Genomic DNA, 9,086 nt, shown 5'->3' on the forward strand with positions numbered 1-9,086 from the left:
GCGCAGGTTCATCACGGCCAGGACGGTGGTAACCGCCACCGCCCCGGCCTGCTTGTGGGCGGCCAGCCCGGGGACGACGGAGGCCAGGTAGCTGGTGGCGGCACAGGTGGAGACTGCGACAATGAGCACGTAGTCCCAGAGCATGGCCGCGGCGGTCGCCACGCCCGCCCGGTGCCCGAGGCCCGAGGCGGCTACCTCGTAGTCGCTGCTGCCGGGATAGGCGTAAGCGATCTGCCGGTATGAGACGAGCACAATGATGAGCAGGCCGACAGCTGCGAGCATCACCCAGGACGACGCTGCCGTAGCGGTTACTCCCGCAACTGCCAGCGTTGTGAGAATCGCATCCGGTGCGTAGCCGACGCCGGACAGGGTCGGGGCGGCTAATGCCGGCAGGGCCACGCGCTTGGGCAGCAGGGCGCCGCCCGGAGCCGGGCCGGGTGCCGGGGAGCCAGCGGGGAGCCGCTTGACGGGGTCGGCGAAGTCACGCACGAACGATGATGCTACGTCCCCGTCCTGATCGGGCCAACCCTCCCGCACGCCTGACACCCGCCCCTCCCCGCTGATGACGGAGTACCGTTCACCCCGTGCACTTCGTCATCATGGGCTGCGGCCGAGTGGGGGCCTCCATGGCCACCCAGCTGGACCGTATGGGTCATTCGGTGGCCGTTATCGACCGCAACTCCGACGCCTTCCGGCGACTGCCGTCGACATTCAACGGCCGCAAGATCAAGGGCATCGGCTTCGACCGCGATGCCCTGGAGCAGGCCGGCATAGACGAGGCCTACGCCTTTGCCGCCGTTTCCAACGGGGACAACTCCAACATCATCGCCGCGCGCGTGGCGCGCGAGTTGTTCGGCGTGGAGCACGTGGTGGCCCGGATCTATGACGCCACTCGGGCCGATGTCTACGAGCGGCTCGGAATTCCCACGGTGGCGACTGTGCGGCAGACCGCCGAGCACATGATGCGTCGCGTGCTGCCCGGTGGAACCGCGCGGGAGTTCATGGATCCCTCCGGGGCGGTGGGGCTGGTCCAGCCGGACGTGTCCGCCGCATGGATCGGCACCGCAGTGGGCGCACTGGAGGAACGGCTCGGCGTGCGGGTCGCCTGGATCTCGCGCGGGTCCGGGGCCGTGATCCCACAGCCGGACACCCGCATCCAGGAGCACGACCGGCTGCACGTGGCCGCTACCGCCCAGCAGCTCGGGGCCCTGCAACGCGCCCTCTCCCGCCCGCCCGCACAGGAGGTATAGCCATGAAGATCCTGATTGCCGGAGCCGGCTCGGTGGGACGCTCGATCGCCCGCGAGCTCATCAGCCACGGGCACGATGTGACCCTAGTGGACCGCGCCCCCGACGCAATGCGTATCGCCTCCGTGCCCGAGGCGGACTGGCAGCTGGCGGATGCCTGCGACCTGGGCTCCCTGGCCGACGCGGGAGCCGGCGACTGTGACGTGGTGGTTTCCGCCACCGGGGATGACAAGGCCAACCTGGTCATCTCCCTGCTGGCCAAGACCGAGTACGCGGTTCCACGCACGGTGGCACGAGTGAACAACCCGAAGAACGAGTGGCTGTTCGACGACACCTGGGGGGTGGACGTGGCCGTGTCGACCCCGCGAATCATGACCGCGCTGGTGGAGGAGGCGGTAAGCGTCGGTTCGCTGGTACCAGTGTTCACCTTCCACCAGTCCGGAGTGCTCATGCACGAGCTCACGCTGCCGGATGACTCGCCCGTGATTGGTGAGCTGGTCAGTGGGGTGAAGCTGCCGCCGCACACGGTGCTGGCCACGATACTGCGGGACTTCCGGCCGCTTCGACCGGGTCCCGATGACCGCTTCGAGCGGGGCGACGAGCTGCTGTTCCTTACTGCCCAGGCCGGTGAGGCGGTCCTGGATCAGGTGCCGGCGATATTCACCGCCGCGCAGCAGACGGCTCAGGACACCGGCTCGGCCAGCCCCGGGGACGAGTCGCCTGAGTCGGCTTGACTGGTTTCCGGCTGCCTGAGAACCGGGCCGATGACCAGCCACACGAACCACAAAGTCACGGCGAACAAGGGCAGTCCCAGCAGGAGGCGGGCTATTCCCAGAACACTCACGGCCGCCTCTCCGACCAGGTATAGGGGCACTTCGACCGCCAGCCGCAGTGCGAACATGCCGGCCAGGATCGCTGTGGCCACCGCGTAGCGGCGGGCGGCGGAGCCGGCCGAACTGCTCGTGCCGATCTGCTCTCCCCCTGACGCGGCATGCCATGCGCCCAGCAGGACGCCCACCAGGGGGCGGCGCAGCAGGAGTGAGCCACCGGTGGCCGCCAGCCACAGCGCATTGATAACCAGTCCGGTGGCGTAGAAGTTCGTGGCGCTTCCGGTCCGCCACGCCCACAGTGCGCTGATGGCCGCCAGGGCGGCACCGCCGAGCACCTGGGTCAGCGGCTGGCGGCCGCGTAGCCGGGCCAGCAGGGCGAGGGCGCTTACCGCCAGTGACGCCAGCAGTGCCGGCACCAGTGCCTGAGGGCGCGCTGCCAGTACGCAGATGAACACGAGTGTGGGCACGGCGGACTCCAGAATGCCGCGCCACCCGCCGACGGCTGCGGCCGCGTCGAAGCGGTCTGCGTCCAGCGCGCCGAGTCCGCTGCGCCCGTCATCGCGGGCAGGCGGTGCCGCCGCGGCGGGGCGCTCGGTCATATGTCCTCCCCGAGGAGCTCGTAAAGCGGGTTATAAATACTTGGACGGGTGCGCCCGGATACGACCATGCCCTCGGCCCGCAGCCGTGCGCCCGGCTCAATGCCGACGATGGCGCGCCGACCGATCCAGATCAGGTTTACCACGCCGGTGCCGTCGTCGAGCTGGCCGACGAGCACCGGCTTGGCAGAGGCAGGCCGGTAGGTGACCGCCCGCAGCACACCGGACACGTGGGCGCGCCGACGGGGCGCCAGGTCCTTGATCAGGATGTCGCCGGGGCGCGTGGACGGGGCGTGCGCGCCGGCGGCTGCGGCTGCGCCCGAGTCCAGGCGGGGGCGGCGCGCGGGACGCAGGCGCTTGAACAGGCGTGCGACGCGTACCGTCCCGCTGCGCCGGCTCATCGCACCTCGGCGATGGTGGGGCCTGGCTGCAGCGGGTCCAGTCCCGGCAGTTCCTCGGCCTCGGGCGCCGCAGTCACGCCCGGGGCATGTAGGGGCAGGATCTCGCGCGGCGGGCGGGCGACGCCGTCGCGCACAACCACGGTGCCTGCGAAGACCTCACGTAGCTGTCTGGCGGCGTCGGGGTCGGTGGCTGCGCGCCCTTGGAGGACGCCGCGCAGGAACCAGCGCGGGCCGTCGACGCCGATGAAGCGGGCGGCCATGGTCCCGGTGCGGCCCTCCGGCGTACGCACCGGGAGCTGCGCGATGATCTCGGTGCCGTAGTCGCCCTCCACCAGCTCGAAGGTGGCCTTCGCGCGGGTCAGCTGTGCCGTGATGTCCGCGCGCAGCTCATCCCAGATGCCGGCGGTGCGGGGAGCGGCGAAGGCGCGCAGCTCCATGGTTGAGCCGCCCAGGATGAGGACGACTGCGGAGGCCTCGCCTCCCTGTCCTGCGCGCTCCATGCGGATCTGCATGCCGTCGACGGCTGGCACGCGCAGGGCGCCCAGATCAACGAGTCCGGCGGAGGCGGTCTCGTCCGGGGCGTCGGCGGCATCCCAGGGGCCGACGCCAACATCCTCCGGCTTGCTCGGCGTGGACTCGCCCGGGCCGACGGCGACGTCAGCTGCGTCGTCCCTGCCGTCGTCCCTGCCGTCGTCTATGCCGTCGTCACGGTGACGGCGGGAGAAAAGGCCCATGCTGGTTCTCCTCCTCTCGATCTGCCTGTGTGTCGGCCCCGTCAGCCGGCGCAGTCCGTGCACACCGGCAGGCCTGTCTGCTCGTCTACATAGGCGAGTGAGGAGCGGTGGTGCACCAGGAAGCACTCCGAGCAGGTGAACTCGTCCTCGAGCTGCGGGACGACGTGCACACTGAGTTCCTCACGGGACAGGTCCGCCCCGGGCAGCTCGAATCCCTCGGCGACTTCGTTCTCGTCCTCCTCGATCGCCTCCGAGGACTGATCCTTCTGACGCGCGGTGAGTTCCTCGATCGAGTCGGCTTCGGGCTCGTCGTCGTTCTTGCGCGGGGCATCGTAGTCGGTTGCCATGGCCTCGTCACTTTCTCTTATGGACGGCTCTCGCTGGGGCTCTCGGGCAGCGGCGGGCGCTGCCGGGAACGGCGAACATCCTGCTCAGCGAATGTGCGCCGCCCCTCCGAGCTAGGGCACGCGCACCATAGCACCACGTCGCTGCGGCGGGAACCGCCTGGTCAGGCCACGCGCAAAGGCTGAGGGCGAACAGGCGGCGAGCTCTTGCGTGCCACGCGGCCCCGCCTCCCAGACACCGAGCGGCTTAGATGGCACGCTGAGGCATGTGTCAGCCCGCCCATCTCGGGTTGCGCAAGGGACTGTAAGGAGGCCCACGTCAATGATCGAGCTTGAGCTGTTGGGGGCCAACGGCGACACCATCGTCATGACCGACTCACGCGGTGAGCGCTACAGCATCGTCGTGGACGACGCCCTGCGCGCCGCCGTGAGGAGGGCGCGCCCCGCAGCCCTGTCTCCAAGCCCGGAGCCTCCCGCCCCCGGCGCGGCAGTGCGCCCCCGGGAGCTGCAGGCGCTCATGCGAGCGGGCGCCAGCGCGGAAGAGGTCGCTTCAGCCACCGGCCTGGACGTTGAGCACGTGCGCCGCTTCGAGGGGCCCGTTATCGCCGAACGCCTGTGGGCGGTGCAACAGGCGCAGGCCTGTCGCATCGGCTGGGAGAAGGACTCCCCCGTCCTGGGCGAGCTTGCCGTGGACCGGCTGGCCACCCGCGGTGTGGAGGCAGGCAGCCTGGAGTGGGATGCGCTGCGGGAGGGCCGGGAGCCGTGGCAGATCGTGCTGACCTTCGTTCAGGGAGCGGAGGCGAAGCAGGCGCACTGGGAGCTCGATCTGACCGCACGCTCGGTATCCGCCCTGGATGATGAGGCCCGCTGGCTGACGGAGGCCGGCGGGGGACGCCGCCCCACGGTCTTCGACCAGGACTCCGCGGCTCCCGGAGCATCCTCGGTATCCGCTCCGGCAGCGGCCCCGCCCGTCCCTGAGTCCCCGGCGGCCGCTGACAGCGCGCCGCCCACGGCAGTGGACTCCGCGGTGGACTCCACGGACGCGCTGCTGGCGGATCTGGCCTCCAACCGTGGCAGGCGCATCGAGGCGGCCGCACCCGATGCGGAAGATGCCGCCCCGGGAGACGAGACGGAGCCACAGGGGCAGGCGCAGGTGGTGTCCATGTCGGAGCGCCGCCGCGCCCACACCGGTAATCACCCGGCGGGAAGCCGACTGCACCAGGCTACGACGCCGGCCACCGACCGCGACGAGCGGGACGGGACGTCCAACGACGCCGACGCCACCCAGGAAGCGCTGCCGGAGATGCCGGCCGCGCCCGCACCCAAGCCCAAGCGGCGGGCCCGTCGTTCCGTGCCCTCCTGGGATGAGATCGTCTTCGGCTCCAAGCCGGAGTGAGGAGTAGCCGGGCGGCTACAGTCCCGGTCAGGCGCGGGCCAGCAGCAGCGGCACCGTCATCTCGGCGTCCGTGAGCGAGCCGTGCACGCCCGGCATGGCGATTGCTCCCGCGGAGTGCACGCGCGGGTCGACGACGACCCAGTTGTCGGCCATGGCCACCAGCACGTCACCCAGGACGCTCTCAGCCCGCTCCCCAACGGGGCCGATCCGGGTGCCGGCCTGCGCGCGGGTTCCCACCCAGAGCGCCCGCTCCCCCAGCACCGCCCGCCAGCGGTCGGCGACGGCGGCAGCCGTCTCCGGGTCGGAGTGGGGCACATACAGCTGGCTGAAACGCGGCTCCCCGGCTACGGCTGCGACGTCACGGGCGAGTTCTGGGTAGTCGGTCAGGTCAATGCGGTGGGCCGCGTCGGTGTCGACCATGCCGTGGTCGGCGGTCAGGAGCACGCGGGTGCCCGCGGGGACCAGGCGCATCAGCTCCGCCAGCATCCCGTCCAGGCGCTCCAGCTGCATCAGCCAGTTCTCTGAGCGCCAGCCGTGGCGGTGGCCGACGTGGTCGAGCTCGCCGACGTACAGGTACACCAGGGGGACGCCGCTCCGCAGGGCGCGGGCGGCCAGACCCGGACGGTCCTCCATACGGTCCGCCCCCAAGTGGACGGCGCCGCGCAGAGCCGCCTCCGTCAGGCCGGAGCCGGCGAAGCGCGCCGGACCGATGGTGACCGCCGACGCCGCGGCCCGGGCCCCGGCATGCGGCCCGGGTGCGCTCCGCTCGAAGACGGTGGGCACGTCCTGCCATCGGCGCGGGTCGAGTGCCGTATCCTGCCAGGTAATCAGGCACAGGTTCTGGGCGGCGTCCGGGATCGTGCCGGCACGCAGGTGACGTCGCAGGCTCGGGTTGAGCACGCTGTATCCGACCATGCCGGTAGTCCCGGGCATCGCGCCGGTGCCGAGGGTGGTCAGGGCGGCTGCCGTCGTGGAGGGTACGCAGGTGCGGGCCCTGCCCCCGCCCGGGGCGGAGGCGGCGTCGGCCATCCAGGTGCGCAGTGTGGGAGCGTGCCCACGCCGCTCCTGAAGCAGCTGCATCCCGAGCCCGTCCACCAGGACGACGACAACCCCGGCGGGTCCGGCGGCGCCGTCCTGTCCCAGCAGGCCCCATTCAGCTGCCTTCGCGCGGGCCTCGCCGGCCGTGACCGCCCCGGGCGGGCCGTCGCGCAGCGCCAGGCCGGCACCGGCGGCGGCCGCCGCCAGGACCTGCCGTAGGTACGGGGTGCTCATGCGCGCGCCGCCGCCCGGGCTGTCGCTCCGGACAGGATCCGGGCGAAGCGCTCTGCGCGTGCCAGGGCCGCATCCCCCTCCACTCCTGCGGCTACGCGCACCACGATGTCGTCCGGGACGGACACGCCGGTCAGTCCGTGGTCTGCCTGGCATTCGGGATCAGTGCATGCGGCGGGCTCGAGGTCGATGCGGCGCACGGAGCCCCATGCCAGCGCGATCGTCATCTCCGTCAACCGTCCCCCACCGTTGGCCGGCTCGGACACTCCGCGTGTCAGGCCCACGGACTTGATCCGGGAGATCGGCACGGCCTCACTAGTGGCCAGCGCCCCCGGCAGCCCGTCCTCGCGCGGAGCGTCGTCGACGTGGACGATGACCAGGCGGCTGGGAGTCAGGGCCAGTACCGTCAGGTGCCGGTGGACGGCGTCGTCGAACACGGTCTCGGCCTGGACCAGGTCCGCGAGCACCTCCTCCCCCGCGACGGCGACGTCGAGGGTGCCGAGCACGAGCTCGGGGTAGTAGCCGGCCCGGGTGACCTCGTCGACCAGCGACGTCGGGGTGGGGACCTCGTCCCCGGGGCGAGCCTGCGCAGTCCACGTCATGGGGCAGATCATGCCATCGTTCCCGTCACCCCCGGGTGTCGTTGCCCCCGTGGCGAAGCCGCGGCGGGCCACAATGCGGCCATGCCGAAGTCCGCCCCGCCGACGCCGCCGCCCGCCGACCATCTCATCGTGGAGCAGGACCTGCCCACGGAGATGCGCAGCTCCTTCCTGGAGTATGCCTACTCGGTCATCTACGCAAGGGCCCTGCCGGATGCCCGGGACGGCCTGAAGCCGGTGCAGCGGCGCATCCTGTTCCAGATGGACCGTATGGGGCTGCGCCCGGACCGGCCGCATGTGAAGTCCTCCCGCGTGGTGGGCGACGTCATGGGTCGGCTGCACCCGCACGGGGATGTCGCCATCTATGAAGCACTGGTGCGGCTGGCGCAGCCCTTCACCATGCGGCTGCCGCTGGTGGACGGCCACGGCAACTTCGGTTCCCTGGACGACGGCCCGGCCGCCCCCCGCTACACCGAGGCGAGGCTGGCCGCCCCCGCCCTGGCGCTGACGGCGGACATCGACGAGGACACGGTCGACTTCGTCCCCAACTACGACTACACGCTCACCGAGCCGGAGGTGCTGCCGGCGGCATTCCCGAATCTGCTGGTCAATGGCGCCTCGGGCATCGCGGTGGGCATGGCGACGAATATGCCGCCGCACAATCTCACCGAGGTGGTGGCGGCGGCCCGGCACCTGCTGGCGCACCCGGATGCCACCCTGGAGGAGCTGATGGCCTTCGTGCCCGGGCCGGACCTGCCCGCCGGCGGCATGATCGTGGGTCTGGATGGGATCCGGGAGGCCTACCGCACCGGGCGCGGGAAGTTCTCCACGCGCGCCACCGCCCGCATTGAGAACATCACCGCCCGCAAGAAGGGCATTGTGGTGACTGAGCTGCCCTACTTGGTGGGTCCCGAGAAGGTTATCGCCCGCATCAAGGAGACCGTGGCGTCCAAGAAGCTGCAGGGCATCACCGACGTCGCGGACCTGACCGACCGCAAGCACGGCACCCGCCTGGTGATCGGGGTCAAGAACGGCTATAACCCAGAGGCGGTGCTGGCGCAGCTGTACCGGTACACGCCGCTGGAGGACTCCTTCGGCATCAACAACGTGTGCCTGGTGGACGGCCAGCCGCGCACACTCGGCCTGCGCGAGCTGCTGGACGTATTCGTCCGCCACCGCCTGACGGTGGTGGAGCGGCGCACCCGCTTCCGCCTGGGCAGGCGGCGCGAGCGCCAGCACCTGGTGGAGGGGCTGCTGATTGCGATCGTCGACATCGACGAGGTCATTCAGGTGATTCGCTCCAGCGAGGACGCGGCCACGGCCCGCCGGCGCCTGATGCAGGTGTTCGACCTGTCCGAGCCGCAGGCCAACTACATCCTGGAGCTGCAGCTGCGGCGCCTGACCAAGTTCTCCGTGATCGAGCTGGAGAAGGAACGGGACGAGCTGGCTGCCGAGATCGCCGAGCTGGAGGCGATCCTGAATGACGAGTCGCTGCTGCGGGCCACGGTGTCCCGCGAGCTGGCTGCGGTGGCGGAGGAGTTCGGCACGCCGCGGCGCACGGTGCTGCTGGAGGCGGCGGGGACGAGCGCCGGGGCGCTCAGCGGCGGCGTGGGCGCACCCGGCGGCGCCGGTGCCGGCGCCTCGCAGGCCATGCGGCAGGCCGCGGCGGT

10 protein-coding genes and 1 pseudogene are annotated in these 9,086 nt (G+C 71.2%); 4 read left to right on the top strand and 7 right to left on the bottom strand.

Annotated features, from left to right (window positions below):
• Nucleotides 1-489, bottom strand: a pseudogene (locus GZ998_RS03810) (DNA-binding protein); the annotation flags it as partial.
• A 95-nt stretch (nucleotides 490-584) separates the two neighbouring features.
• Here GZ998_RS03810 and GZ998_RS03815 point away from each other — a divergent pair.
• Nucleotides 585-1,250 carry a TrkA family potassium uptake protein gene (locus GZ998_RS03815; protein WP_161923927.1) on the top strand — a complete coding sequence of 222 codons (666 nt, stop codon included), beginning with the start codon at nucleotides 585-587 and terminating at the stop codon, nucleotides 1,248-1,250.
• Between the two features lie 2 nt (nucleotides 1,251-1,252).
• The gene (locus GZ998_RS03820; RefSeq protein WP_161923926.1) at nucleotides 1,253-1,981 is read left to right on the top strand and encodes a TrkA family potassium uptake protein; all 729 of its coding nucleotides are present in this window, start codon (nucleotides 1,253-1,255) and stop codon (nucleotides 1,979-1,981) included.
• On the opposite strand, the gene GZ998_RS03825 is transcribed toward GZ998_RS03820, so the two are convergent.
• The 4 genes from GZ998_RS03825 to GZ998_RS03840 are packed head-to-tail and all read right to left on the bottom strand — an operon-like array spanning nucleotide 1,930 to nucleotide 4,155.
• Nucleotides 1,930-2,676, bottom strand: a complete 747-nt coding sequence (locus GZ998_RS03825) for a DUF3159 domain-containing protein (RefSeq protein WP_161923925.1) — start codon at nucleotides 2,674-2,676, stop codon at nucleotides 1,930-1,932. The genes GZ998_RS03820 and GZ998_RS03825 overlap by 52 nt on opposite strands.
• On the bottom strand, nucleotides 2,673-3,074 hold the full coding sequence (locus tag GZ998_RS03830) for an OB-fold nucleic acid binding domain-containing protein (protein WP_219109078.1): 402 nt from the start codon (nucleotides 3,072-3,074) through the stop codon (nucleotides 2,673-2,675). Before GZ998_RS03830 ends, GZ998_RS03825 begins: the two co-directional genes overlap by 4 nt.
• Complete coding sequence (locus GZ998_RS03835) at nucleotides 3,071-3,808, bottom strand: DUF3710 domain-containing protein (protein WP_219109079.1); 738 nt, start codon at nucleotides 3,806-3,808, stop codon at nucleotides 3,071-3,073. Before GZ998_RS03835 ends, GZ998_RS03830 begins: the two co-directional genes overlap by 4 nt.
• Nucleotides 3,809-3,849: 41 nt before the next feature.
• Nucleotides 3,850-4,155: a DUF4193 domain-containing protein gene (locus GZ998_RS03840; RefSeq protein WP_161923922.1), complete on the bottom strand. Its 306-nt coding sequence runs from the start codon at nucleotides 4,153-4,155 to the stop codon at nucleotides 3,850-3,852.
• A gap of 319 nt (nucleotides 4,156-4,474) precedes the next feature.
• Here GZ998_RS03840 and sepH point away from each other — a divergent pair, with 319 nt between their 5' ends.
• Entirely contained in the window at nucleotides 4,475-5,548 is a 1,074-nt protein-coding gene (sepH, locus tag GZ998_RS03845; RefSeq protein WP_219109080.1) for a septation protein SepH, read from the top strand.
• A 27-nt stretch (nucleotides 5,549-5,575) separates the two neighbouring features.
• On the opposite strand, the gene GZ998_RS03850 is transcribed toward sepH, so the two are convergent.
• A complete protein-coding gene (locus tag GZ998_RS03850; RefSeq protein WP_219109081.1) occupies nucleotides 5,576-6,820 on the bottom strand; it encodes an alkaline phosphatase family protein in 1,245 nt (414 codons plus the stop codon).
• Entirely contained in the window at nucleotides 6,817-7,419 is a 603-nt protein-coding gene (locus GZ998_RS03855) for a DUF5998 family protein (protein ID WP_219109082.1), read from the bottom strand. The genes GZ998_RS03850 and GZ998_RS03855 overlap by 4 nt, the downstream gene beginning before the upstream one ends.
• An 81-nt stretch (nucleotides 7,420-7,500) precedes the next feature.
• Here GZ998_RS03855 and GZ998_RS03860 point away from each other — a divergent pair.
• A partial coding sequence (locus GZ998_RS03860; protein WP_219109083.1) for a DNA topoisomerase (ATP-hydrolyzing) subunit A occupies nucleotides 7,501-9,086 on the top strand: 1,586 nt, incomplete at its 3' end.

It is taken from the genome of Actinomyces sp. 594 (assembly GCF_019325145.1).
GTDB lineage: Bacteria > Actinomycetota > Actinomycetes > Actinomycetales > Actinomycetaceae > Actinomyces.

Coding starts and splice junctions, on each gene's coding strand:
- GZ998_RS03820 (WP_161923926.1), top strand. CDS start 1,253: ATGAAGATCCTGATTGCCGGAGCCGGCTCGGTGGGACGCTCGATCGCC.
- GZ998_RS03855 (WP_219109082.1), bottom strand. CDS start 7,419: ATGACGTGGACTGCGCAGGCTCGCCCCGGGGACGAGGTCCCCACCCCG.
- GZ998_RS03850 (WP_219109081.1), bottom strand. CDS start 6,820: ATGAGCACCCCGTACCTACGGCAGGTCCTGGCGGCGGCCGCCGCCGGT.
- GZ998_RS03840 (WP_161923922.1), bottom strand. CDS start 4,155: ATGGCAACCGACTACGATGCCCCGCGCAAGAACGACGACGAGCCCGAA.
- GZ998_RS03825 (WP_161923925.1), bottom strand. CDS start 2,676: ATGACCGAGCGCCCCGCCGCGGCGGCACCGCCTGCCCGCGATGACGGG.
- GZ998_RS03835 (WP_219109079.1), bottom strand. CDS start 3,808: ATGGGCCTTTTCTCCCGCCGTCACCGTGACGACGGCATAGACGACGGC.
- GZ998_RS03830 (WP_219109078.1), bottom strand. CDS start 3,074: ATGAGCCGGCGCAGCGGGACGGTACGCGTCGCACGCCTGTTCAAGCGC.
- sepH (WP_219109080.1), top strand. CDS start 4,475: ATGATCGAGCTTGAGCTGTTGGGGGCCAACGGCGACACCATCGTCATG.